At 59.6% G+C, this 22,831-nt stretch carries 22 protein-coding genes; 14 read left to right on the top strand and 8 right to left on the bottom strand.

Annotation, left to right across the window (positions count from 1 at the left end; all coding sequences use genetic code 11):
• Positions 1-55: 55 nt before the first annotated feature.
• From IC231_RS17850 to IC231_RS17840, 3 genes are all read left to right on the top strand, one after another.
• Positions 56-1,456: a M20/M25/M40 family metallo-hydrolase gene (locus tag IC231_RS17850; protein ID WP_211539171.1), complete on the top strand. Its 1,401-nt coding sequence runs from the start codon at positions 56-58 to the stop codon at positions 1,454-1,456.
• Between the two features lie 64 nt (positions 1,457-1,520).
• Entirely contained in the window at positions 1,521-1,997 is a 477-nt protein-coding gene (locus IC231_RS17845) for a hypothetical protein (protein ID WP_190785834.1), read from the top strand.
• A 37-nt stretch (positions 1,998-2,034) separates the two neighbouring features.
• Positions 2,035-2,601, top strand: a complete 567-nt coding sequence (locus tag IC231_RS17840; protein WP_190785833.1) for a 2'-5' RNA ligase family protein — start codon at positions 2,035-2,037, stop codon at positions 2,599-2,601.
• Between the two features lie 98 nt (positions 2,602-2,699).
• On the opposite strand, the gene IC231_RS17835 is transcribed toward IC231_RS17840, so the two are convergent.
• A complete protein-coding gene (locus IC231_RS17835; protein WP_185886370.1) occupies positions 2,700-3,512 on the bottom strand; it encodes an OmpA family protein in 813 nt (270 codons plus the stop codon).
• 284 nt (positions 3,513-3,796) lie between these two features.
• Between IC231_RS17835 and IC231_RS17830 the strand changes: the two genes are divergently transcribed.
• From IC231_RS17830 to IC231_RS17820, 3 genes are all read left to right on the top strand, one after another.
• Positions 3,797-5,560 (top strand): S8 family serine peptidase, encoded by a 1,764-nt coding sequence (locus IC231_RS17830; RefSeq protein ID WP_190785832.1) that lies wholly within the window; start codon positions 3,797-3,799, stop codon positions 5,558-5,560.
• Positions 5,557-6,279, top strand: coding sequence for a hypothetical protein (locus tag IC231_RS17825; protein WP_190785831.1), 723 nt, complete (start codon positions 5,557-5,559; stop codon positions 6,277-6,279). The genes IC231_RS17830 and IC231_RS17825 overlap by 4 nt, the downstream gene beginning before the upstream one ends.
• A 254-nt stretch (positions 6,280-6,533) precedes the next feature.
• A complete protein-coding gene (locus IC231_RS17820) occupies positions 6,534-7,133 on the top strand; it encodes a hypothetical protein (RefSeq protein WP_190785830.1) in 600 nt (199 codons plus the stop codon).
• 195 nt (positions 7,134-7,328) lie between these two features.
• Here the strand turns inward: IC231_RS17820 and IC231_RS17815 are convergent, their stop codons facing one another.
• Entirely contained in the window at positions 7,329-8,669 is a 1,341-nt protein-coding gene (locus IC231_RS17815) for a peptidoglycan DD-metalloendopeptidase family protein (protein WP_190785829.1), read from the bottom strand.
• Between the two features lie 152 nt (positions 8,670-8,821).
• Here IC231_RS17815 and IC231_RS17810 point away from each other — a divergent pair, with 152 nt between their 5' ends.
• The 4 genes from IC231_RS17810 to IC231_RS17795 all read left to right on the top strand — a co-directional run bounded on the left by IC231_RS17810 (position 8,822) and on the right by IC231_RS17795 (position 12,420).
• A complete protein-coding gene (locus IC231_RS17810) occupies positions 8,822-9,529 on the top strand; it encodes a helix-turn-helix domain-containing protein (protein WP_190785828.1) in 708 nt (235 codons plus the stop codon).
• 123 nt (positions 9,530-9,652) lie between these two features.
• Positions 9,653-10,630: a hypothetical protein gene (locus IC231_RS17805; protein WP_190785827.1), complete on the top strand. Its 978-nt coding sequence runs from the start codon at positions 9,653-9,655 to the stop codon at positions 10,628-10,630.
• 70 nt (positions 10,631-10,700) lie between these two features.
• Complete coding sequence (locus IC231_RS17800) at positions 10,701-11,552, top strand: hydroxymethylglutaryl-CoA lyase (RefSeq protein ID WP_190785826.1); 852 nt, start codon at positions 10,701-10,703, stop codon at positions 11,550-11,552.
• 133 nt (positions 11,553-11,685) lie between these two features.
• Positions 11,686-12,420, top strand: a complete 735-nt coding sequence (locus tag IC231_RS17795; protein ID WP_190785825.1) for a (Fe-S)-binding protein — start codon at positions 11,686-11,688, stop codon at positions 12,418-12,420.
• Positions 12,421-12,552: 132 nt separating this feature from the next.
• Here the strand turns inward: IC231_RS17795 and dapA are convergent, their stop codons facing one another.
• Positions 12,553-13,422, bottom strand: a complete 870-nt coding sequence (dapA, locus tag IC231_RS17790) for a 4-hydroxy-tetrahydrodipicolinate synthase (RefSeq protein ID WP_190785824.1) — start codon at positions 13,420-13,422, stop codon at positions 12,553-12,555.
• A 123-nt stretch (positions 13,423-13,545) separates the two neighbouring features.
• Here dapA and IC231_RS17785 point away from each other — a divergent pair, with 123 nt between their 5' ends.
• On the top strand, positions 13,546-14,472 hold the full coding sequence (locus tag IC231_RS17785) for a polysaccharide deacetylase family protein (protein WP_190785823.1): 927 nt from the start codon (positions 13,546-13,548) through the stop codon (positions 14,470-14,472).
• A 78-nt stretch (positions 14,473-14,550) separates the two neighbouring features.
• Here IC231_RS17785 and IC231_RS17780 read toward each other — a convergent pair whose 3' ends face one another.
• The 4 genes from IC231_RS17780 to IC231_RS17765 form a co-directional block, all read right to left on the bottom strand.
• Positions 14,551-14,934, bottom strand: coding sequence for a rhodanese-like domain-containing protein (locus tag IC231_RS17780; protein ID WP_190785822.1), 384 nt, complete (start codon positions 14,932-14,934; stop codon positions 14,551-14,553).
• 40 nt (positions 14,935-14,974) lie between these two features.
• Positions 14,975-17,131, bottom strand: a complete 2,157-nt coding sequence (ligA, locus tag IC231_RS17775; RefSeq protein ID WP_190785821.1) for an NAD-dependent DNA ligase LigA — start codon at positions 17,129-17,131, stop codon at positions 14,975-14,977.
• Between the two features lie 181 nt (positions 17,132-17,312).
• The gene (locus IC231_RS17770; protein WP_185886357.1) at positions 17,313-17,831 is read right to left on the bottom strand and encodes a DUF4920 domain-containing protein; all 519 of its coding nucleotides are present in this window, start codon (positions 17,829-17,831) and stop codon (positions 17,313-17,315) included.
• A 42-nt stretch (positions 17,832-17,873) separates the two neighbouring features.
• Positions 17,874-18,746, bottom strand: coding sequence for a TapB family protein (locus tag IC231_RS17765; protein ID WP_190785820.1), 873 nt, complete (start codon positions 18,744-18,746; stop codon positions 17,874-17,876).
• Between the two features lie 208 nt (positions 18,747-18,954).
• On the opposite strand from IC231_RS17765, the gene IC231_RS17760 reads away from it, so the two are divergent.
• The 3 genes from IC231_RS17760 to IC231_RS17750 all read left to right on the top strand — a co-directional run bounded on the left by IC231_RS17760 (position 18,955) and on the right by IC231_RS17750 (position 20,379).
• Complete coding sequence (locus tag IC231_RS17760; protein ID WP_185886355.1) at positions 18,955-19,206, top strand: hypothetical protein; 252 nt, start codon at positions 18,955-18,957, stop codon at positions 19,204-19,206.
• On the top strand, positions 19,199-19,546 hold the full coding sequence (locus IC231_RS17755; protein WP_190785819.1) for a hypothetical protein: 348 nt from the start codon (positions 19,199-19,201) through the stop codon (positions 19,544-19,546). Before IC231_RS17760 ends, IC231_RS17755 begins: the two co-directional genes overlap by 8 nt.
• A 188-nt stretch (positions 19,547-19,734) precedes the next feature.
• A complete protein-coding gene (locus IC231_RS17750; RefSeq protein ID WP_190785818.1) occupies positions 19,735-20,379 on the top strand; it encodes a cytochrome c oxidase subunit 3 in 645 nt (214 codons plus the stop codon).
• A 45-nt stretch (positions 20,380-20,424) separates the two neighbouring features.
• Here IC231_RS17750 and IC231_RS17745 read toward each other — a convergent pair whose 3' ends face one another.
• Positions 20,425-22,692 (bottom strand): T9SS type B sorting domain-containing protein, encoded by a 2,268-nt coding sequence (locus IC231_RS17745; RefSeq protein ID WP_190785817.1) that lies wholly within the window; start codon positions 22,690-22,692, stop codon positions 20,425-20,427.
• Between the last annotated feature and the right edge of the window lie 139 nt (positions 22,693-22,831).

Below are 22,831 nucleotides of genomic sequence, written 5' to 3'. Positions count from 1 at the left end.
ATCCGTATTCCTGTGAAAAGCGCCCAAATGCCTTTTCACGCTTCTTTTATTCCGCATGCGAAACATCTTCCGTCCCTTCGCCCTGGCCGGTATGCTCCTGGCCGCGGCCGGGTCTGCCACGGCGCAGTCTGCTGCTGCCACCTCTTCCAAAACCGACTCGCTGAACATTCGCAAGCTCTATGATGAGGCCCTGCTGCGGGGACAGAGCTACGCCAACCTGCGTGACCTATGCACCCGCATTGGCGGGCGCCTGAGTGGTTCGCCACAGGCAGAACAGGCGGTGCAGTGGGGCAAAACGGAAATGGAGAAGATAGGCCTGGACCGGGTATATCTGCAGGAGGTGATGGTGCCACACTGGGTACGTGGAGCCAAGGAAAGGGCGCGCGCGACGGGCGCAAAAGGCAAGGGCATTGACTTTAACGTGTGCGCGCTGGGCGGCTCAGTAGGCACCAATGGCAAATTGAAAGCCCAGGTAGTAGAGGTGAAGAGCATGGCAGAGCTAGCTGCATTACCCGCTGATAAAGTGAAGGGTAAGATTGTGTTCTTCAACCGGCCAATGAACCCAGCCTATGTAGAAACCGGCCGTGCCTATGGGGAGGCCGGCGACCAGCGCCGTAGCGGTGCGTCCGAAGCAGCCAAGCGTGGTGCCATTGGCGCATTAGTGCGCAGCCTCTCGCTGGCCCACGATGACTATCCGCATACGGGTACCATGCGCTACGAGGATGGGGTGACGCAGGTGCCGGCCGCGGCCCTCAGCACCAACGGGGCCGACCAGCTCAGCCAGTTGCTCAAAGCCGACTCCGACCTAACCTTCGAGCTGGAAATGGCCTGCCAGACGCTGCCCGATGTGAAGAGCTATAACGTGGTGGGTGAAATCCGCGGCTCCAAATATCCTGATGAAATTATTACGGTGGGAGGCCACCTCGACTCCTGGGATCTGGCGCAGGGTGCTCACGACGACGGCACTGGCTGCGTACAGAGTATGGAAGTGCTACGCCTGCTGAAAGCCACTGGCCTGAAGCCGGAGCGTACGGTGCGCGCCGTGCTCTTTATGAACGAGGAAAACGGGGTGCGCGGCGGCAATAAATATGCTGAAGTAGCTAAGTCGGCCAATGAGAAGCACTTGGCGGCTATGGAGTCGGACGGCGGCGGATTTACGCCGCGGGGCTTCAATATTGAGGCCGACGCCGCTACCGTGCGGAAAGTGCAGCGCTGGCAGCCGCTCCTCCAGCCCTATGGCAGCGCCGAGTTCAATGCTGGCCATGCCGGTACTGACATCGGCCCGCTGAAAGGCCAGGCCAAAGCCCTCATCGGCTTCGACTGCGACTCCCAGCGCTACTTCGACATTCACCACGCCGCCACCGATACTTTCGATAAAGTCAACCGGCGTGAGCTAGAGCTGGGCGGTGCCAGTATGGCCGCATTGGTTTATCTGCTGAGCAAGTATGGGCTGTAGAAGGCGTGTTGCTGATTACTAGGCTGCTCAATTGTCCCTCATAGGTACCTGAAGAAATTTCGGAATGGACCCTGACTACCAAGCGCATTTGTATATGCAGGAGCAGTTGGAGGCTTTTGTGGCTGCTTTCACTGAAAGGCACTCTTCCGCTAGAAGGCACTATCTGCCACAAGGCGAAGTGTCCAAAAAAGCCGCAAAGCGCAGCGCAAGACACCGTCACATAAACCCTATGCTTGGCATGGATGGTTTGGGGAGAGAGTTAGATATTCGGTATTGCAAGCAGCTACCCAAAGGCGGCAAACAGCATGACATTGAATTTGTGCTGAAAGCAATAGCTAAGTATAAATTGAAGGTGTGTTATATCATGTCTCCCATGGTGGGCTATCATCAACAGACAATGCCTATTGAGGAGGCGCTGGATGCAATTGTCGGCACATGTAGCACTACTATTATCTCATTCATACGTGGCAAAGTTGCTTACTTCGAAGGCCACTCAATAGGAGAAAGGTTTTTGTGTATCAAGGAGGATAGGGCCTATTAATTTTCGTGTGTTGTGCATTTTAGTTGCTACAAACTACATGCGAAGCCATACAAAAGAGTCTGCCACCTTGTACCTGCTGGCGCTGCTGCCTCCCGAGCCGGTGCGGCAGCAGGTGTGGGAAATGAAGCAGGAGCTACACCACCGCACCGGCAGCCGCAATGCCATCCGGCTGCCACCGCATATCACGCTGCTGCCACCTATGCGCCAGCCGGATACCTTCACTACCGAAGCCAGCGTAGTGCTTCGTGACTTTGCGGCTTCGCAGGCGCCGTTTGCAGTAGGGATGCAAGGCTTTAACTGGTTCGGGAGCCGCACGCTGTTTGTGGAGGTGCGAGTGGCGGAGGCGCTCCGGCAGTTTCACGCAGCACTGGTAGCGCATTGCGCCCAGTACCTGCCGGCCGTGCCGCAGGAGCCGCGCCCCTTCACGCCCCATATGACCTTAGCCACCCGCGACCTGCCCGAAGCCCAAGTGCCTGCGCTACGCCAGGAATTTGCTGCTCGCTGCTATGAAGCCACTTTTCCGGTCTCTACATTCGAATTGTTTCGCCACAACGGCCAGCAATGGGTAGGAGTAGAGACATTTCAGCTGACTGGCCAGCCATAAAAAAGCCGGCTGCTTCACTAGGAGCAGCCGGCTTTTTACTTGCACGTAAGCAATGTATTAAGCACAGATAGTAGCGGACACTGCGCTACTCCACCAGGCTAGTTGGCTTCCAGAATCTGGAACAACTCATCAAGCTTAGGCGTCAGGATGATTTCGGTGCGGCGGTTCAGGGCCTTGTTCGTTGGGGAGTCGTTGGCGGCCACTGGCACAAACATCGAGCGGCCCGAAGGCGTCACTTGGCCGGCGGCCAGGCCTGCCTCGGTTAGAATGCGGGTAATTTCAGTGGCCCGCAGTACGCTTAGGTCCCAGTTGTCTTTAGCGCCACTCACCACGCCCTTCAGCGGCACGTTATCGGTGTGGCCTTCTACCAGCACATTCACATCCTGGTTGCCTTTCAGCGCTGTAGCCAGCTTTTTCAGGGCATCCTGACCTTTGGGGTCTACTTTGGTTGAGCCTGATTTGAACAGAAGCTGCTCCGAGAGCGACACGTATACTTTGCCGTTCTTGACATTCACCTGCAGGTCCTGGGCATTGAACCCAAGCAGGGCATCCCCAACTTTTTGGCGCAGGGCCTTCACAGCCGCGTCTTTCTGGTCCAGAATGCGCTGCATTTCAGCAATACGCTGCTCTTTGGAGCGCAGATCAGCAGAAAGAGCCGAGTTGGCCTGCTGGGCGCCGCTCAAGTTGTCATTCAGCTGATTTACCTGCTGGTTTTTATTGAGCAGGCTGGAGCGCAGCGCCTCTTCGTTGCGGGCTTTTTCCTGCTCAAGTGCTGTTTTCTGGGCCTGAAGCTGGTCACGGGACGAGGAGAGGGACGCATTTTGCTGCTGGAGCGCCGCAATTTCTTTGGCGTTGCAGCCGCCGAGCAGCAGCGAACCGGCACTTAGAACCGTGATGAGAGAAGCACGCATGGGGAGCATATACATAAAAATGAAGCAGAAAGGTGAGAAACAGCACAGCAGATGCTGTTGGGCTTCAAACGGACAGCCGGAGTATGGAGTTGCCGGCTGGGCCAGTGCTGTTGGGTTTCTGGTTATCTTGCCCTCCCAGCTACACGGCGGGCCAGTTGCTTAGTGAGGAAGGATGGCAGCCCGCCTTCGATTTACGTAGACAACCCTGTTGAGCCTGGCGCCCGGCGTGCCCGGCCCCTACCTGCCAACTTGGTCTTCTACCTTTCTCTTATCTATCCTTGCTATTGCGGCCTCTTCCTTTCCTTTTCTTTCTGCTGAGTCTGGCCTCAACTGGTAGCGCCGTTGCACAGGCAGCGCCATCGGTAGCGCACTATTGGGTAGAGCTTCGCGACAAAGCCGGTGTCCGGTTTGACGCCGCTACGTACTTCGTGCCCGAGGCGCGGGCCCGCCGCCAGCGTCAGCACCTACCCGCCGCCGATAGCACTGACTTTGCTGTTCGTCCCGATTATGTACGTGCCGTGCGCCGGCATTCAGATTCAATTTTGCTGGTAAGCCGCTGGTTCAATGCCGTGGCCTGCCGTGCCACCCCGGCGCAGGCTGCGGCGCTGGCCCGCCTACCCGGCGTGCGCCAGGTGCGGCCTCTGGGCCATACGGAGTTGGTGGTGGCGGCTCGCCCGGTAGCGCCAGGCAAGGAAGGCCATAAAACCATCAGCACCACCGACCGGCTGCTGGCGCGCCGTCAGGTGCGCACGCTTGGCTCTGATGCCTTCGGCCAGGCCGCGCTGGATGGCAAGGGGCTGCGTATTGCGGTGTTCGATGTCGGCTTCAATGGCGCCGACCAGCATCCGGCTTTTCGGGAGTTGTTTGCCCAGAAAAGGGTAGTGGCTACCTACGATTTTGCCCGGCATACTACCGCCGTATTTCATGGCGGCAGCCACGGCACCGAGGTGCTGGCTTGCCTGGCAGGCCGCCTGCCCGATGGCACACCATTGGGCCTAGCTACTGGCGCCGACTACCTGCTGGCCCGTACCGAACGGATGCACCGCGAGATATATGCCGAAGAGCTAGACTGGCTGGCCGCTGTGGAGTGGGCTGACCGCAACGGTGCCGACATCATCAATTCGTCGCTGGGATACACGGCCCGGCGCTATTTTCCGGAAGAAATGAACGGCCGCCTGAGCCTAGTGGCGCGGGCTGCCAACCTGGCGGCCCGCAAGGGCATGCTGGTGGTGAATGCTGCCGGTAACGATGGCGACAACGAAGACTGGCGCACAGTGGGCACCCCTGCCGATGCAGATTCGGTGCTGGCAGTAGGCGGGCTCGACCCTGAAACAGGCCTTCACCTGAATTTCAGCGCCTTTGGCCCCACTGCCGACCGCCGCCTGAAGCCTAATGTAGCTGCATTTGGTACCGTCCTGACGGCGGCGCCAGGTGGCTACTCCCGCGTCGATGGCACCTCATTCGCCAGTCCGCTCGTGGCCGGGTTTGCGGCCTGCGTGTGGCAACAGCAGCGTGGCCTTACTGCTATGCAGCTGTTTCAGAAGCTGCAGGAATCGGCCTCGCTCTACCCGTATTACGACTATGCGCATGGCTACGGGCTGCCACAGGCGGGCTTCTTTCTGCAGAAAACGGCTGCCACACATGCCACGAAAGTAGATTTTGTGGTCGAAGACAGCATTCTGGCTGTTAACATTCGCCCGGAAGCCACCCGCCTCATGGTGCGGACGCTGCCATTCTACGCTGATTCCTTGGGCGCACTGCCTGATGCCAAGCGCGTGCCCCGGGTAGGGCGCGAAGAGCCCCGCCCACTGAACCAGGGCCAGACACAGTCGGTAGTGGTGCCGGAATCGGAGCCGGTAGCGCTGGCACTGCCGGCGGCTGGCTACCTCTACTGGCACGTAGCGGATGCGCGTGGCGTGTTGCGCCGCTACGAAGTGGTGGAAGTGAGCCAGCGCGCCATTTTGCGTATTCCGCGCCGTACGCTCCAGCCCGGCGACGTAGTGCGGGTATATTACTTGGGCACCACCCATAGCTATCCGGTTTTATGAAGCTCTCTAAGAGTACACTCATCGTTGTGTTGGGGCTCAGCCTGCTGGCAGCGGCCAAAGGACAGGCCCAGCGCGTACTGCTGCAGTCTACGACGGCTGAAGACACTGTGTACGAGCAGTTCGGGCCCAACCGGGCCTTCTTCAACCACCTCTATCTGGGCTACATGCCGGTGGTAGGCAGGTCGGCGGGAAACGGTGCCAAACTGCGCTATGGCAGCTCGGCCGAGTTTATGGTAGGGGTCCGCAACAAGTTTCGCCTGAGTGAGCCGCTGAGCATTGGCTTCGACCTGCGCTTTGTGCGCCTGACCTACGACCTAGCGCAAACTTCTGGCAAACTCCTGCCTACTGCAGACCTGCACTACCGCGAGTCGCTGGCTATGTCGCAGGTGCAGGTGGAGGGCTTCGTGCGCCTGAATGCGGGCCAACGCGGCGACGCCATAGGCCGCTACCTCGACCTGACGGGCTGGGGCGGTTGGGCCCTGAGCACCGCGCACCGCTTCGAAGACCGGCCCGGCACGGGCCCCAAAAAGGTGCAGCAGACCGAAAACGGCCTGCCTTATCTGCGGCGCTGGTCCTATGGAGTGGGGGCGCGGCTGGGTTCCAGCCGGTATGCCGCCGTAGCCCGCTACCGCCTCTCCGATACCTTTACTTCTGATGCCGGCTCGCTTTTTCCTGAGCTGCCCCGCTGGACCGTGGGAGTGGAGCTGGGCTGGCTGTAATATGCCTACCACGCAGCGTCGGCCAGCTTTTAAGCGCGGCAGTCCGGCGGAGATATTTACTGCCTTACCACACGTTGGGCCCCTTATCAGAAAAGAAAAAAGTAAAGAACCCCAACCCTGTGCTATTTTTTTGGTAGATGCAGGGAGAGCCGTAGCTTTGAATAAAATTAGCTGTTGCGGCTTTATGTTCCTCTCCACTGTCGGGAGGTTTTGTAGTTAGCCGATCTGACTTGACAATGGTTGCTCACCACCAAATGAAAAAAATACTCCTGGCCGCCGCCTGTTCGGGGCTGCTGTTCCAGACTACTTCGTGTCTTAATACGGAAAAGGAAATGGGAAATTCCCGGAATCCTGACCGTCCATTTACTCCTACGCCAGAGGGTGCCCGGGGCCGTGTAAACGACCGGACTATTCTGCGGACGGTAAATGCCACGCACTACTTTTCGAATACCAAAACCAAGGACAACTTCATTCTGCAACTGCAGGGGCCTAAAATCCTCAGCTCGCGGGTGCGCCTTATCATTCTGAACAGCGCCGGCGATACACTGCGCAAAGAAGTAATGCCGGCCACGGCGCTGCTCGACGAGCGGGAAATGGCCGATCCGCAGGCTGCTACGGTGCGCGACAAGGAAATTGCCATTCTGCAGGGCATGAACTCATTCTTCCGGGAAGACCGGTTCACGCAGCCTGCTGTGCCACGCAACGCCACCCAGCCTAGCGAGGTGGATGCGCAGGCTTGGCAGGCAGTGAAGGCCGACACCAAAGCCGTGGGCTTCGATTACGTAGCCAATGGCAAGGAGCGCCGCCTCGCGTATGCCAAGAAACTGCAGAAAGCAGTTATTGTAGCCGAGTAGGACGGTATACCGTTTTCCAATAAAAAGGCCCGCACGAAACGTGCGGGCCTTTTTGCTTACGTAGTTAGGAGGGGTTGTTGCGGAAGCGCGGCATTGGCTATCCAAGGAACGCCGTGCCGCGCGGTACTCCAATCACCGTGTCAAAAGTGGTGATGGCCAGATGAGTAATAGGTGAAGCGGCGCTTTTTGGTAAGGCTAGGAAGCAGCCAGCACTATCCAGCCCAGCCGGCCAGTGGCGCTACGCACCAAGCGGTAGCCACCAAACTCACCTAGAACCGCCACCGAACTGCGGGCGGGCAACGAATCGAGCGAAGCAGACCCGGATTGAGGCAGAGTGTAGAGAATAGCAACGTCGGTTAGGGCTGCCTGGCGCAGAGGAGTGCTGGCGGGCACAACCGCTTTAGCCGGCACGTAGCCAAACCGGCCATCCGGATGCTGCACACGGTACCAGTTTGTTTGGCTGCCTACCACCAGCAGAGGAGTGTTGCGCCCAACAGACGCTACTGCAGCTTCTTTCGCAACCGGGCCCCGGCGCAGGTCAATCCGCTTATCCTGCACGCGCACCCACTGCCCCAGACGCTCGGGAGCAGTACGCGGCGTAGCCGGGGCTGTATCAGGACGACGCACAAACGGGAAAGGATCAACTGCGCCCCGGCCGCTGCGGTAGACGCCGAAATGCAGGTGCGGTGGAGTGGTGCGGGCATTGCCGGTGTTGCCTACCAGCCCCAGCGTATCTCCTATGCGTACCTGCTGGCCGGGTTGCACTAGCTGTTTGTCCAAGTGGGCGTAGTAGAGGTGCTGGCCGTGCTCCGTATCCATCAGCCAAACTACCCGTCCGCCAAGTGGCGTCTCGTTTACGCGGGTGATATAGCCATTGGCGGAGGCGACGGCCGGCGTGCCGCGCTTGGCAAAAATGTCGATGCCCTCGTGGCGGCGGGCTCCTCCGTCGCGGTCTACCCCCCAGAAGCTACCCACCGCTACGTCGTTCTTGCCGCGCACCGGAAAGCTGAGACTGGGTGCCCGCTGAATGCGCAATGTGAACCGGCCGGTACGCAGTAGCTCGGGCTGCACGCGCAACAGATGCTGCCGGTCGTCTTCGGCAAGGTAGCTGAAGGCCAGCGCCGTGGTATCAGCCGAGGCCAGGGGGCGGGTAGCACGGCGCTCCGGGTCTAGCTCGAAGGCATCCAAGAACACGCGGGCATCAGCGCCTTTGTCAAGAGTAAGGCTGATGCGGACGGTTTCGCCGGCCCGCACCTGGTAGCGGAAGGCCGCCGCAATGGCCCTCTCAGCCGCAAAGTAGCCCGTTTCCTCAAAAGGCAGTGTCACGACCAGCGAGTCGCGCAGTGCCCGGTCGGCGGCGGCCAGCCAGTCGCGGCCCAAGGCGGTTTGGTCGAGGCCAGCCTGCCGGAGTTTGCGGGCATACGCCTCATGCGGAGTTGATTTCTGAAAGATGCCCTGCAGAGTCTGCTGTTTGCCACAGGCAGCGAGAAGCAGAAAAAATGATAAATAAAAAGCGGAACGCAAGGAGTAGGGCATAGGAAGTATCGATTTCCTTCTAAACCTCAAATTGCTGAGGGTAGTTCGCTGCTTCTGCTGATCTACCCCGACAAAACCCGCTTACTTATGGCACAGGTTCTGGTAGCGGAAAGAAGTATTATTGTGGCATCATTCCCCTGCTACTTGCTACTATGTTTTCTGCTGCTCGTGTTGTTGCTATCCGGAAAAGTAAAGGTCTTTCACAGGAGGTGCTGGCGGAGCAAGCCGGCATAAGTCTGCGCACTATTCAGCGGGTAGAACAGGGCGACACCGTACCACGGGGCCACACGCTGCTGGCCCTAGCCTCGGCGCTACAAGTGCCACTGCAGGAATTACAGGCCGAGCAAGTGCCAGTAGCTGTGGCTTCTGTGGCCGCAGTGCCATTCAGCGAGATAGTAGTAGCGCCCCAGGTGTTGCCGGCCTCACTTGAGCAAGGGCTGGCACCAGCGCCGCCACCCACCCCAACACTGGTGACCAGGCCCGTTGAGCCAGCTCTGCGCTCCGACCCGGACTTTCTACAACTGCTCAACCTGAGTGCCCTCAGTTTTCTGGTGCTGCCGCTCCTGAATCTGGTTGTACCGTTCCTGCTGTGGCGCGCGCGCCGACACAGTATTGCGCATGTAGCAGAAGTGGGCCGCCGCGTACTGGGCTTTCAGATTCTGTGGCAGGTAGGCTGCTTCTTTGCCTACGTGCTGCTGGCCGTGGGCCAGATAATAGCCGCGCAGTACCAGCGGGCACCGCTCAAGGGTGGGTTTCTCTGGATACTACTGCTCACCTATCTGCTGAATGTAGCCACAATTGGGTACTATGGCTGGCAGCTGCGGCGGGGAAATCTAGCAGTTTATCCAGTTCGGTTGTAGTGGCAATGCGTTGATAAATAGCTGTATGTGATAAGTGGCGGGTGAATGTCGGGGAAATGACGCACGGCTGAGCGAGAGGAGCGGGTAGGTTTGCTACCGTATTCTAACCCGCTTTTCAGCCTCATGAAAACTCTCTTCAAAATCCTGCTGTCGGTTGTGGTGCTGCTCGTGCTGAGCGGCATAGGTGGCTACTTCTACATGAAGCAAAAGTTCGCGCCACCCGCCAACCAGCTCACTATTGCCGGGCTGCCCGCCACCGGCCTCCTGCACTGGACTGCTGATACTACGGCGAAGCCCGCCGTGCAGCACACCGCGCTGCTGGTGCCTGTCAGGCTACCTAATTGCGCGCGCACCTTCTACCTGCAGTTTGATACCGGCGTGCCCTACACAGTACTCTATGCTCACCAGCTAGAAGTGCTCCGCACCCACTACCCGGCGCTGTCTACTGCACTGCAAGCCTCCCATGATACTGTGCGCAACTTCCACTTCAGCCTAGGTGGCGCCCAGGTAGCCATGCGCCGTACCACGGTACTGGCCCAAGGCCGCCCCGAACTGCCCGCCGACAGCCTGGAGCCGTATATTATCGGTACGCTCGGGACGGATGTGCTCGACGGGCGCGTGCTGGTGCTTGACTACTCCCGGAACCAGTTTACGCTTGCCGCGCAGGTGCCCGACAGTCTGGCTCGTCGCACGGAGTTTGCGCCGCTGGCCTTCACCAACCGCCGCTTACTACTCGACGCCGGGTTGCAAGGCAAGACCCAGCAGCTTCTGTTTGACTCCGGCTCTAGCGGCAATGCCCTTATAACTAGCCAGGATACCTGGAAGCAGATGGCTACGCCGGGCGCCCCGGCCCGTACTACCGTCGCTAACTCCTGGGGCAAAAAACTACTCGTGCACAAAGCCCCGACTGCCGCGCAGCTCCGCTTTGGGGCCACTGAGGTTCCTCTGCGCACCGTCACGTACATTGAAGGTATGAACCTGATGCAACAGACGCTGATGCGCTTTTCAGGCATGGCCGGGATGCTGGGCAATGAGCCCTTTGTGGGCCGCATGCTTGTGCTGGACGTCAAAGGCGGCCGGTACGGGGTCTTGCAGCCCTGACAGGCCAGTGGCAACCGGGCAGTTGTCGTGCAGGATTCTACCTTTGCGCCTCCCACTCAGCTAGCTGCCCATGAAACTCATCGACTGCCCCCGCGACGCCATGCAGGGCTGGCCCACGCTCATCCCTACTACCCAGAAAATAGCCTACCTAAACACGCTGCTGCGGGTAGGATTTGATACGTTGGATTTTGGCTCGTTCGTTTCGGCGAAGGCCATTCCGCAACTCGCGGATACAGCCGAAGTGCTGGACGGTCTGAACTTGGCGCAGTCAAGTACGCGGCTACTGGCCATTGTGGCCAACCTTCGCGGCGCCGAAACTGCCGCCACGCACCCCCAGATTCGCTATATCGGCTTCCCGCTGTCCGTGTCCGAAACGTTTCAGTTGCGCAACACCAACAAGACCATTGCCGAGGCGCTGATTGATGTGACGCGCATTCAGGAGTTGTGCGCCCGCACCGGCCAGCAACAAGTCGTGTACCTGAGCATGGGCTTCGGAAACCCCTACAACGACCCCTGGAACCCAGACATTCTGGGCGAATTCACGCAGCAGCTCGACGAGCTGGAGGTAGGCATCGTGGCCTTGTCCGATACCATCGGAGCTTCTACACCTGCCACCATTGCACCGCCTTTCCGCGAGTTGACGGCTGCTTTCCCCCATATTGAGTTTGGCGCGCATCTGCATACCACACCCACCAGCTGGCGCGAGAAAGTGCAGGCTGCTTACCAGGCTGGCTGCCGCCGCTTCGATGGAGCGCTGGGCGGCTACGGCGGCTGCCCCATGGCCGCCGACCAGCTCACGGGTAACATGCCCACTGAGCACCTGATTTCGTTTGCTGCCGAAGCAGGGGAGGACCTGCACCTGAATCCGGAGGCGCTGGCAGAAGCCATGCGGCTGAATCAGCAGATATTTGCGGGGCATTAGCTGTACTTTGCCATCCTGAGTCCCCTGTTATGCTGCGCGAAGGAGCTTCTCACGACTACATATCTGTCAGACGTTTCGTCCAGACCTGAGAAGGTCTTCCGCGCAGCATGACAGCCATTTTCCGCCACATACCATGCCTACTGCTGTCGATATATTCATTCCCTGTTTCGTAGATCAACTTTTTCCAAACACCGCCATGAACATGGTGAAGGTGCTGGAAGCGGTAGGCTGCGAGGTGCACTACAACAACAAACAGACCTGCTGCGGGCAGCCAGCCTATAATGCCGGCTACAAGGCCGAAAGCCGCGAAGTGGCCTGCAAATTCCTGGACGACTTTCCTAACGAGCCGAGCCGCTACATCGTCAGCCCCTCAGCATCGTGCGTGGGTATGGTGCGCAACTCCTACGCCGAGCTGTTCGATGGCAGCCCGGAGCAGGGCCGCTACCACGGCACCCAACGCCGCATCTTCGAAATGACTGAATTTCTGGTGGATGTGCTGGGCGTGAAATCCATCCCGCAGGCCCGCCTCTCGGGCACTTACACCTACCACGACTCCTGCTCGGCGTTGCGGGAGTGCGGCATCAAGGAAGCTCCGCGCCGCCTGCTCGACGCTGTGCCGGGCCTGGAACGCCTGGAAATGGCTGAAAACGAAACCTGCTGCGGCTTTGGCGGCACATTCGCCGTGAAGTTCGAAGCCATATCTGTGGCTATGGCTGAGCAGAAAGTGGAACACGCCCTGGCCACCGGCGCCAACTACATCATCAGCACCGATACTAGCTGCCTGATGCACCTCGACGCCTATATCCGACGCGAGAAAAAGCCCATCAAGACCCTGCACGTCGCCGATGTGCTGGCCAGTGGGTGGTGAGAATCAACCGTAAAAAAGCCTGTCATCCTGAGCGGAGCGAAGGGCCTTATCACGTTGAACATAATCGTTCTGGTGTGATAAGGTCCTTCGCTCCGCTCAGGATGACAGGCTTTTAGCGAGATAAAATTGCTGCTACAGCAGCTTCTTCACCCGATCCATTAGGCCTTCTGAGGCGACCAGCAGCGGCAGGCGCACTTCGCCGGAACATACGCCCAGGGCTTCCAGTGCTGCTTTTACGCCCACGGGGTTGCTTTCCTCATACATCAGCGGGTTCAGGTCTACGAAGCTGAAAAGCAGCTTGGACGCCTCCTGAAACTTGCCGGCCAGCGCGTGGCGCACCATGTCGGAGAAGGGGCGGGGGAAGACATTGGCCAGCACCGAAATAACGCCTACGGCCCCGAAGCTCACGAGCGAAGTCGTCATCATGTCGTCGCCGGAGATGAGCAGGAAGTCGGCGGGCTTGGCGGCGGCTATCTGCTGGCACTGCTCTAGGTTGCCGCTGGCTTCCTTGATACCGATGATGTTGGGGTGCTGCGCCAGATGCAGTGTGGTAGCGGCCGTGAGATTGGAAGCAGTACGGCCCGGCACGTTGTACAGAATAATTGGTAGGGGCGAGGCATCAGCCAGCCGCTCGTAGTGCGCAATGATGCCGCGCTGGCTGGGTTTGTTGTAGTAGGGGCTGGCCGACAGAATAGCCGTTACGCCGCTCAGGTCGGTGCTGTGGATGGTAGCTTCGGTGCCGGCCGTGTCGTTGCCCCCGATGCCGTACACGAGTGGCACGCGGCCGGCTACATGTTCCTTCACGACGCGCAGAATCTCGGCTTTTTCCGCCGTCGTAATGGTCGGCGACTCGGCCGTGGTGCCGTTGATGACGAGGTATTCCACCCCACCTTCAATGACAAAATCGAGGAGGCGGCGCAGGGCGGCGTAGTCTACGGCGTGGTCGGGGGCAGGCGTGAAGGGCGTAACGAGGGCGACGCCGGTGCCACGGAGTTTGTCCATGCGGGGAATTAGCTGTTGCTTTGTAAGATGGAACGCCAGTGCGCCGGTTCACGGCTGCCCCAGCAGACTAATTCGACAAAAATACAGCATTTCCTTTGCGGCCCGGCCGTGTTTTCCTTTTTCATGAAGCGTACCCATTTCACGCTGCTCGCCGTAGCGGCCCTGGCCTCGGCCCTCAGCCTGCCCTCCTGCAACGATTCTAAGTCGGCCGTTACTACGGAAGCAGATTCTCCCACCAGTGAAGCCATGAGCGGTACGGCCGCCACTGCCGCGGCCGAAGATTCGGCTGCCGCAACTGCTTCCGGCACCACGGCTCCCGACCCAAGCAGCATTCCGGCCGGAAAAATTGCGGATGCCGCCACCATCACTGCCCGCCCGCAGGTTCCGATTCTATGCTACCACCAGATCCGGGACTGGCGCGCCAAGGACTCGAAAGGCGCCAAAGACTACATCGTGCCGGTTGATGCCTTCCGCAAGCAGATGCAGATGCTGGCCGACTCTGGCTACCACACCATCCTGCCCGACCAGCTATACGCCTACCTCACCACTGGTGCCAAGCTGCCCAGCAAGCCTGTGATGCTGACCTTCGATGATACTGACCTTGACCAGTTTACCGTTGCGAAGCCTGAGATGGAAAAGCACGGTTTCAAAGGCGTGTTTTTTGTGATGACTGTGAGCCTAGGCCGCCCCAACTACATGAGCAAGGCGCAGGTAAAGCAGCTTTCGGATGAGGGTCACGTTATCGGCTCGCACACCTGGGACCACCACAACGTGAAGAAATACCAGGGCCAGGATTGGGTGACGCAGATCGAGAAGCCCACCAAAACGCTGGAGGAAATTACCGGCAAAGACATTAAGTATTTCGCCTATCCTTTCGGCCTCTGGAACCCCGAGGCTATTCCACAGCTGAAGCAGCGCGGCATGGTGGCCGCCTTCGTGCTGGCCGAAAAGCGCGACCCACAGGACCCGTTGTTCACAATTCGCCGCATCATTGCTAGCGGCTACTGGAGTGCCCGTACGTTGCACAACAGCATGGTAAACAGCTTCTAAGGCAAAGGCTATTGCAAAACAAACGGCCCCGCCTGCATTATGCAGGCGGGGCCGTTTGTTTTATCACGAAGGGAAGAATTACTCCGTTTTCAACCCGGCGTCTTTCAGGTCCTTGAACGCACCGGCATTCACGATTTTGCGGAAACCAAGCTCCTCCATGAGCACGGTGCTCTGGCCGCTGCGGTTGCCGGAAGCGCAGTAGAGCACGTAGGTTTTGCTCTTGTCAAGCTTACGGACTTGCTCCCCAAAGCCCGGGGCGCGGAAATCCAGATTCCGGGCTCCTTTCAAATGACCGGTGGCAAACTCTTCGGGCGTGCGCACATCCAGTACTACAACATCCGGTTTCTTAATGAATTCAGCCGCTACAATAGGCGGAACGGGTTTGGAGGCCGTCTGGGCCTGGGCTGGCTGGAAGCTGAGCAGGGCGGCAAGAGAAGCCAGTAGCAAAAGGCGGGTAGTCATGGCGAAAAGCAGGAGTAGAAGTGGGGGGACTGGCCGGTGGCTAAAATAAAGAGCCCTGTTGGCCCGGTTGGGTATTAAGTGGTGCTGAGGGTTCTGGCGTAACGTCTGGCGTCGGTATTCGTTCCGCAGTAGCCGCCATATCCGGGGCGTTGGCGGCGGGTGTGGCAGCATCAGTGGCAGAAGGAAGCATGGCCAGCAACTCGTTTTCAGAAATGATAGGCACTTTCAGCTCGGTGGCTTTTTCGCGCTTGGCGGGGCCCATCTTGTCGCCGGCCACCAGGTAGCTGAGCTTCTTGCTGATACTGCCCGTCACCTTGCCGCCGTGCGCCTGGATAAGTGCCTGCAACTCGTCGCGGGAGTGCAATTCAAACACGCCCGACAACACGAACGTCTGGCCGTCCAAGCGGTTGCTCATAGCTTTGGGTGCTTCTCCCGTGAGGGCCAGCTGCACCCCGGCCAGTTGCAGCCGCTCCAGCAGCAACCGGTTTTCCGGTTCCTGAAACCACGCCGCCGCCGACTCGGCAATGACACCGCCAACTTCCGGTACGGCGGCCAGCTCCGTAGCCGTGGCCGCCATCAGCCCCTGAATCGTGCGGTAGTGGTTGGCCAGCTTTTCGGCAACTGTTTCTCCCACGTACCGAATACCCAGCCCGAACAGCACCCGGTCGAACGGTACCTGCTTGCTCAGCTCCAGTCCGGCCAGCAGGCGCTGCACCGATTTTTCGCCCATGCGGTCCAGCTGGGCCAACTCCTCGGCTTTGGCTGGCAGGTCGTACAAGCTGGACGGGTCCGTCACGAGGCCCAAGTCGAAGAAGCGGCCCACGGTTTCGGCACCCAGTCCATCGATATTCAGCGCCTTACGCGACACATAATGCTCCAATTTGGCCTTCCGTTGCGGGGGGCAGCTCCGGTCATTGGGGCAGCGGAAGTGCGCTTCGCCTTCGGGACGGATGAGCGGTGTGCCGCAGGCCGGGCACTCAGTAGGATAGACGATGGGCTGGCTGTCCTCGGGCCGGGCGGCCAGATCTACGCCAGTAATCTTAGGAATGATTTCGCCGCCTTTCTCCACGAATACCATGTCGCCGAGGCGCAGGTCCAAGGCGGCTATCTGGTTGGCGTTGTGCACGGAGGCGCGCTTTACCACGGTGCCGGCCAGCGGCACCGGGTCCAGCAGCGCCACCGGCGTAACGGCGCCCGTGCGGCCCACCTGGTACTGAATAGCGCGCAGGCGCGTGCGGCCCGCCTCGGCCGGATACTTGTACGCAATAGCCCAGCGCGGACTCTTGGACGTGTAGCCTAGCTGCTCCTGCTGCCGGAAATCATCGACTTTGATGACAATGCCATCGGTGGCAACCGGCAGCGTGAAGCGTTTCTTGTCCCATTCGTGCACGAAGTCCAGCACTTCCGCCATGGAGCCGCACAGCCGCCACGTGTCCGACACGGGCAGGCCCCAGCCGCTGAGAGCCGCCAGCGAGGCGCTGTGCGTGGGGAACACGCTGCGGCCGGGCATCAGAAACGAATAGGCGTAGAAGCGAAGCCGCCGGGCGGCCACCAGCGCCGAATCCTGGAGCTTGAGCGCCCCACTGGCCGCGTTGCGCGGGTTGGCCAGCAGCGCCTCACCGTTGGCTTCCCGCTCGGCGTTCAGCTCGGCAAATACCGGCAGCGGCATAAAAATCTCGCCGCGCACCTCAAACTCGGCGGGCTGTGGCGAGGCGGCGCGCAGGTGTAGCGGCAGGTTCTTGATGGTGCGCACGTTGCTGGTTACCACGTCGCCGCGCGTGCCGTCGCCGCGCGTGACGCCCTGCGTCAGCTGGCCGTTTTCGTACGTCAGGCTCATGGCCACGCCATCGAACTTCAGCTCGCATACATACGCGAAGTCGGCCCCTTCCAGGCCCTTGCGCACCCGCTCATCGAATTCGCGCAGGTCAGCTTCGGAATAGGTGTTGCCGAGGCTGAGCATGGGGTAGCGGTGCGCAGCCGTCGGGAACTGCTTGGTGATGGTGCCGCCCACGCGCTGGGTAGGGGAGTTGGCGTGCGCGAATTCGGGGTGCTGCTTTTCCAGCTGCGCCAGCTCGGTCAGCATCTGGTCAAACTCCTGGTCCGGAACCTCTGATATGTCGCGCTGGTAATATTGGTAGTTGAGGTGGTGTAGCCGTTCAGTAAGGGCCGTGATGCGCTGCTGGATGTCAGTTGTCATAGGCGGGCGGAGCTATAGCAGGGGCCAGATCGGAGGATTCGGTAGTATGGGTCAAAGGCTCCGCAAGCTACTAACCGGGGCCCGTTTCTGACAGCCATATGCCTCTAACCAGTGGTGAATTTCAAAAACAAAAGCCCCGCTTGTAGAGCGGGGCTTTTCTTCGTGAGGCCAGATGCTTGTGCTACAGCTTATCTGCAATTAGCACTCCGTCAGCCTCAAAGTTGAGTTGCTGTTCGGGTTTGGTAATGGCCGCAATTTCTTTCTCAGACTTGCCCGCGTCTTTGGCGTAATGCTGCAAATCAGACACTGGCACTTCTTCCCGGTGCGCCCAGCCATTGATAACGACAGTTTTGCCGGCAATGTCTTTGGGAACGAAGAAGGCATAATCCTTGAACCGCACCCGCATTTCCCGGCCATCTGGCGTCTTCATCGTCATCCAGCAACCCTTGGCCTGGCACACGGCATCGGCTTTGCCAATCAGCTTCACTTGCGCCGAATCCTGGGTGCCGAGCACCTGATTGAGTTCTGACAGTGGCTTGGCACCTTCCGAGTTTACCGCAGCCCCGTAGGTTTTGCCGGTAAGCAAAACGGGCGTTTCGGTAGCGGGCTTATCAGTAGCCGCTGTTTCGGTTGCGGGAGAAGATTGGCAAGCAGCCAGGGAAAGCAGGGCCGCCGCGAAAACGAAGTGCTGGAAGGACATGGAAAAGAAAGGTGAGGACAACGAAATATTCCGGTCCGGAAATTACGATTTTTTTGCCTTGTATTTCACCTTCTCATCCGTAGCGCCCGCCGAGGTAGTGCGGGAAGTGAGTTCCTGAACCTGCTCAAGCTTACCGCCTTTCGTGTAGCGCTCCGTCCGGATGATGCCCACGCCGGGTGCATAGAAATCCACTTGCTTCGTGGTGCTGCGCATGGCCATGTCGGGGCGGGGCACCGTGGCCTCTTCCCGCTCAGATTCCACTTTGTAGCAGGAGAAGGTGCCGGCTGGTGTTGTAAGAGGAGTAGGGCCGCCTACCACCCGCCGCTTGCGCAGCGTGGTGCTTACGTTGGCAATGCTCACCACGGAGCTGCTGACGTTGATGGTGACGCCACCATCGGGCAGGTCGGTGCCAACGGTGGGCCGGTCGGGCCAGGCCAGCGCTACCGGGGTGTACACGATTTTCCGGTCGCGGAAGGAGCGCAGCGCATCGTGGTTGATGCAGGCCATACCGTCGGTGAAGCTGGTGTCGCGGCGGGCCCGGAAAGTGAGGTCCTGGAGGGTTACCAGAATATTTTTCTTGTCGTAGAGGCCGCTCTTAAGCAGCGCGGTTTGCTCCGTTACTACCTGCTTTTTGCTTTCTTCCCGCTCATCCCTCTTCAGGCGAACTACACGTTGGTGCAGCTCGCCGGCAGGCTTGCCATTGGCATCCAGCAGACGATAAACCAGTTCGGTGTTATCAGAAAGGCCGAAAGGCTGGCCGGCGGCGGGCTTTATGGCTGGTGAAAGCAATGCTCTGTCTGCCGGGCGCACCGCATTGGATTCGGCGGCAGCAGGAGTAGTTTGGGCATAGGTGAGACTTGGTGCCAATGTGAGGACCGAAATCAGCAGAAAGGGGCGAGGACAGGAGAATAGCATGCGAAACAGGTGCAAAAGAGACGTACAGCAACGGGCCAACATACGCAGTCCGCAATATTTTGATTGCAGTAGCTGAGCTTCGGTAGTGCAAAATCGTTGCCAGCCTGCCGTTGTGCCCAATGCCGGAGTCTACATCCCGGAATCCAATGGGGCGTGTAACTTGCGCCACTCGCCTTCGTTTTCATAGCAACACCCTCACCTCTTCCTTATGCCCGATTCTTCTCAACCCACCTCCTGGGCCGACACGGCTGCCTCGTTGCTCTCCAAACTGTCGGGCGGCGTAGAGCTGGCCCTGACTTTCGACCAGATGGAGCTGCAGATGCCCAATGCGCAGAACGCCAGTGCTCCGGCCACCACGTTTCGCCTGAACGGTTCCCTGCGCATCCGGACGCGCGGCGAAAACCCGCCTGCGCCGGCCCGGCCGGAACTGCCGTCCTCAACTTCGCCGTCCCTTGGCTAGCGGCCTCGATATTGAGGCTCAGCTGGTTATTTCCTTCGACGGCGACGATATTCAGGTGGCAGCTTCCGGCTCCTACCTCATCCTGAACGTACCCAGCCAGCGGGTCCTCGATAAGCTTACCAGCGGCCCACCCAAAGACCCGAACGCCCCGCCCAAACCCAAAGGCCCCCGCGGCCCCGATCCGCTGCAGCAACTGAACGACCTGGCCCTGCAGCTGGGACTGGTGCTGGATCTGCGGGTAGCCGGCAAAACCTACGTTACGTTCGGCGCCGGCCGCAGCCCTAAAATCACCCTGAATGCCGTGTTGGGGAAAATAGGTTCCTTCTTTCGCGGCGACTGAAAAGGCCGTCTTTCCGCCCTGAGCGGGAGGACGGTTTTTTTCTGGAAAAATGCCCCGAATCCTACTCGTCGGTACGAACCGGTTTTACGTATCTGGCTCTAAGACCTTGGGTTAAGCGGCGGCAGCGCGTCCGGAACTAAAGGCCTTTCTATTGGTTTGCAAAAGACCGTTGCCTACTACCGCCGCTCATGAACTCCGATAAAGAACACAAAGATAAAGTCGGTGCCAACCGGCCGGCTTCCGCCTTCCAGCGCATGGAGCGAGTACCGCCGCTGCTTATGATTCTGTACCTGGGGCTGTCGGGGGTGGCGGTGCTGTTTCTTTTTCTGGTAGTGGCGTATGCCTATACCCGCTACGCGGCCGAAATGCCTACTAGCACACAGTCCCTCCCAAGGTTCTTTTCCATTAGCACAATTGTGCTGCTCATCAGCAGCTATGTACTAAGCCAGGCCCCACGCCTCTACCGCGCCGACGATGTGCAGAGCCTGACCCGGTGCTTGGGTGCCACTCTGTTGCTGGGCTGCATCTTCTCAGGGTTGCAGGTACTGGGCTGGCGCGAACTGCTGCTGCAGGGCGTACCCTTCGGGGGCCGGGCCAGCGGCACGTTTCTATATTTGATTTCGGCGCTGCACGTCGTGCATCTGCTGGGCGGCATGGTGTTCCTACTGGTGCTGTTGCTGCGTACTCTGCATGCCTCCCATGATGCCGTGCGCACCCTGGTTTTTATCCGCAACCCCTACCGCCGTCTGCAACTACGGATGCTCAATATCTACTGGCACTTCATTGATGTGCTCTGGGTGGCACTGTTCGTGGTATTTGTGCTGCTCTATTAGCTGTGGTGGCAGAAAGCAGCTGATACGTAGCCTTGCCTGTCAGCTTCATCTTTCCAGTGTGATAGGGCCTTTGTATTTGCGGCCGTCGGTGAACTCAATCAGGTAGAAGTACACGCCAGCCGGCTGCTGGCCACCATTCCAGCGGAAGTTGCGGAGCTTGCTCTCATACACCTGATTTCCCCAGCGCGAAAACACCTTGATGCTGGCAAAGCGGGAGTCGCAGAAGTCAGGCGGCAGATTGGGGATAGTGAAGAACTCGTTGCGCTGGCCGGGGTCGTTGTTGGGAGTGAATATATTAGGCGGCGTGAAAGCCAGCGTATCCGGGTTAATCAGCTCAAAGCGCACAACCCGGGTGCGAGGCTCAGGGCGGCAGGTGGTTTCCTCCAGCCGGAACGTTACTTCCAGCGCCCCATCGGGCTGCTGTTGGCCGGCGCAGTTGGCATCCCAGCGAAAAACGGCCGTAGCACGACCAGCGCCATTGGTAGCCCGGAAGCTCATGCCCGCCGCGGCCAGATCAAACCCGTTGCCCGTAGCCGACAGCACCAGCGGGTCTGTGTCGGCATCGGTGCCGGCGAAGGTGGCTTCGTACACGCCGCCCACGGCCCGCCGGATGCGCACCGGCGCGTCGATGGGCGTGGTGGGGGCGGGCGGCAGGCTGGAGGTCAGGACCGGCGGGGTATTGGTGTAGTCAATCTGAATGGGAATGCGCAGGCTTGCCGTCTGGGCCTCACTACAGACCGATGAGCTGGCCAGGAAATTCAGCTCGTACAGCGGCCGGCCGACTGCCCGGCAATCCACGCGCCAGGAGAAGCGCCCCCGGATCTGGTTGCCGCTGGCCCCCTGCGTGAAGGTAATGCCCTGATCAGCTGGCTGAAAACCCTGGCCGGTCATCGAAAGCGACAGTGGGTCGCCGTCGGTATCGGTGCCGGTTACGTCGAACGTTATCAGGTCGCCGACGCGGGCCCGCAGTGGCAGCGCGGCTGTGGAGGTGATGGTGGGCGGGCTGTTGGGGTCCGGGATGGCCGTGAAAGCCACACGCACGGTGTCGCGCTTGGGCAGGCTGCAGCCGTCATCGGCCACTATTATATCAAGCAGATATACCTGGCCCCGCGAGTTGAAGCAGGCCGGAAAGCACAGCTGCGATACCAGCGTATCGGGGGCGCCCGGGCTTTTCACGGTGCCCTGCGTGACGGTGAAAGACGGCAGCAAGGAGGCCGGGAAGTTGACGGGCCGCAACGACAAGGCCAGGCGCGAAGGAGAGTCAGGGTCGGTGAAGCGCAGCGTGATGCAGCGGCTGAAGCCGGGGCGTAGGCGCAGCGTGTCGCGGCCGGGTAGATAGGAACTGGTGGTTCCCGGCATCTGCACGCTCATGCTGGGGGCCGCGTTGCGCGGGCAGGAAATCACCTTGAGCTGAAAGTCGCGTCGGGTTTCGCCAATCTTGGTGCCGTCCCGGAACTCCGAGCATTTGATGCCAAATACAAACAGCCCGACATTGGTGGGCCGGACTTCCAACCGGCCCGTAGCCGAGTTGATGCTAAGCGTAGGTGCCCCCGGAATCTGATTCTGCACGCTCAGGCCAGTACCCCAGCGTACTTCAGGGTAAGGCTGCGGGCGGGCTTCCGTGGGCTTGGGCACGCCCGTAGTAGAGTAGCCATTGAAGGGCGTAGCCAGCTCATACACCAGCGAGTCGCCGTCGGTATCTACCCCGCCGAAATCATAATAGAACAGCTCACCCAGGCAGGCATAATCACTCAGGGGCGGAAAAATGCGGGGAGTAGAGTCGCGGAAGGGCTGGCCGTTGCGCACCACCGGCGGAAACTCCAGGTAGAACGTCTGGCCGGCATCGGCGGGCAGCACAATGTTGCTGATACCATTATTGCGGCAGCACCGCTCTACGGCCGCATAGTAGCCCGCCGCATTGGTGTAGATGTTGGCCGATAAATCAACGCGGGCGGCGTACACAATGCGGCGCGTAACGAGCGAAGGCGACGAACAGGCCGGGTTTGTGTAGTTGACGAGCGTGTTGGAAGCGAGCGGCAGCGTCAGGTTTTGCATGCGGCGGTTAGAGCCTTTTTCAAAGATGCTGACCGTCATGTCATTGTCGAGGGCGCCAGGGTTGCCGTTCAGCGCGTCGAAATACAGGTTGAGCGTAATCTGGTAGGTATTGCCCTGCAGATAGAGCAGGTCCATTTCGCCGCCCACAATGTGCGTGGCACGGGCCGCCGGCGCGCAGCCCAGCCACAGCGCAAGCAGCAGAAACAGGCCCAGGCAACGGCTGCGGCAACGGACGAAACGGGGAGTAGCAACGGGCATATAGCAGACGGATATAACAGGTTGAAAAGAGCTTCCGAAATATACAACCAGGACAGTGGAACCCGGTTCTTTTCAGCAACGGTTAGTGAAGGGTACTGCGTATCTTGGCGGGCTGCTTCTTGCTACTGCAGCGGCTTCT

The organism is Hymenobacter duratus (assembly GCF_014698995.1).
GTDB lineage: Bacteria > Bacteroidota > Bacteroidia > Cytophagales > Hymenobacteraceae > Hymenobacter > Hymenobacter duratus.
The sequence above is the reverse complement of the archived record's forward strand: the minus strand, read 5'-3'. Positions and strand labels throughout refer to the sequence as shown.

Excerpts from the sequence above, each read along its gene's own strand:
- IC231_RS17850 (WP_211539171.1), top strand. The coding sequence starts at position 56 with ATGCGAAACATCTTCCGTCCCTTCGCCCTGGCCGGTATGCTCCTGGCC.
- IC231_RS17845 (WP_190785834.1), top strand. The coding sequence starts at position 1,521 with ATGGACCCTGACTACCAAGCGCATTTGTATATGCAGGAGCAGTTGGAG.
- IC231_RS17840 (WP_190785833.1), top strand. The coding sequence starts at position 2,035 with ATGCGAAGCCATACAAAAGAGTCTGCCACCTTGTACCTGCTGGCGCTG.
- IC231_RS17835 (WP_185886370.1), bottom strand. The coding sequence starts at position 3,512 with ATGCGTGCTTCTCTCATCACGGTTCTAAGTGCCGGTTCGCTGCTGCTC.
- IC231_RS17825 (WP_190785831.1), top strand. The coding sequence starts at position 5,557 with ATGAAGCTCTCTAAGAGTACACTCATCGTTGTGTTGGGGCTCAGCCTG.
- IC231_RS17820 (WP_190785830.1), top strand. The coding sequence starts at position 6,534 with ATGAAAAAAATACTCCTGGCCGCCGCCTGTTCGGGGCTGCTGTTCCAG.
- IC231_RS17815 (WP_190785829.1), bottom strand. The coding sequence starts at position 8,669 with ATGCCCTACTCCTTGCGTTCCGCTTTTTATTTATCATTTTTTCTGCTT.
- IC231_RS17810 (WP_190785828.1), top strand. The coding sequence starts at position 8,822 with ATGTTTTCTGCTGCTCGTGTTGTTGCTATCCGGAAAAGTAAAGGTCTT.
- IC231_RS17805 (WP_190785827.1), top strand. The coding sequence starts at position 9,653 with ATGAAAACTCTCTTCAAAATCCTGCTGTCGGTTGTGGTGCTGCTCGTG.
- IC231_RS17800 (WP_190785826.1), top strand. The coding sequence starts at position 10,701 with ATGAAACTCATCGACTGCCCCCGCGACGCCATGCAGGGCTGGCCCACG.
- IC231_RS17795 (WP_190785825.1), top strand. The coding sequence starts at position 11,686 with ATGCCTACTGCTGTCGATATATTCATTCCCTGTTTCGTAGATCAACTT.
- dapA (WP_190785824.1), bottom strand. The coding sequence starts at position 13,422 with ATGGACAAACTCCGTGGCACCGGCGTCGCCCTCGTTACGCCCTTCACG.
- IC231_RS17785 (WP_190785823.1), top strand. The coding sequence starts at position 13,546 with ATGAAGCGTACCCATTTCACGCTGCTCGCCGTAGCGGCCCTGGCCTCG.
- IC231_RS17780 (WP_190785822.1), bottom strand. The coding sequence starts at position 14,934 with ATGACTACCCGCCTTTTGCTACTGGCTTCTCTTGCCGCCCTGCTCAGC.
- ligA (WP_190785821.1), bottom strand. The coding sequence starts at position 17,131 with ATGACAACTGACATCCAGCAGCGCATCACGGCCCTTACTGAACGGCTA.
- IC231_RS17770 (WP_185886357.1), bottom strand. The coding sequence starts at position 17,831 with ATGTCCTTCCAGCACTTCGTTTTCGCGGCGGCCCTGCTTTCCCTGGCT.
- IC231_RS17765 (WP_190785820.1), bottom strand. The coding sequence starts at position 18,746 with ATGCTATTCTCCTGTCCTCGCCCCTTTCTGCTGATTTCGGTCCTCACA.
- IC231_RS17760 (WP_185886355.1), top strand. The coding sequence starts at position 18,955 with ATGCCCGATTCTTCTCAACCCACCTCCTGGGCCGACACGGCTGCCTCG.
- IC231_RS17750 (WP_190785818.1), top strand. The coding sequence starts at position 19,735 with ATGAACTCCGATAAAGAACACAAAGATAAAGTCGGTGCCAACCGGCCG.
- IC231_RS17745 (WP_190785817.1), bottom strand. The coding sequence starts at position 22,692 with ATGCCCGTTGCTACTCCCCGTTTCGTCCGTTGCCGCAGCCGTTGCCTG.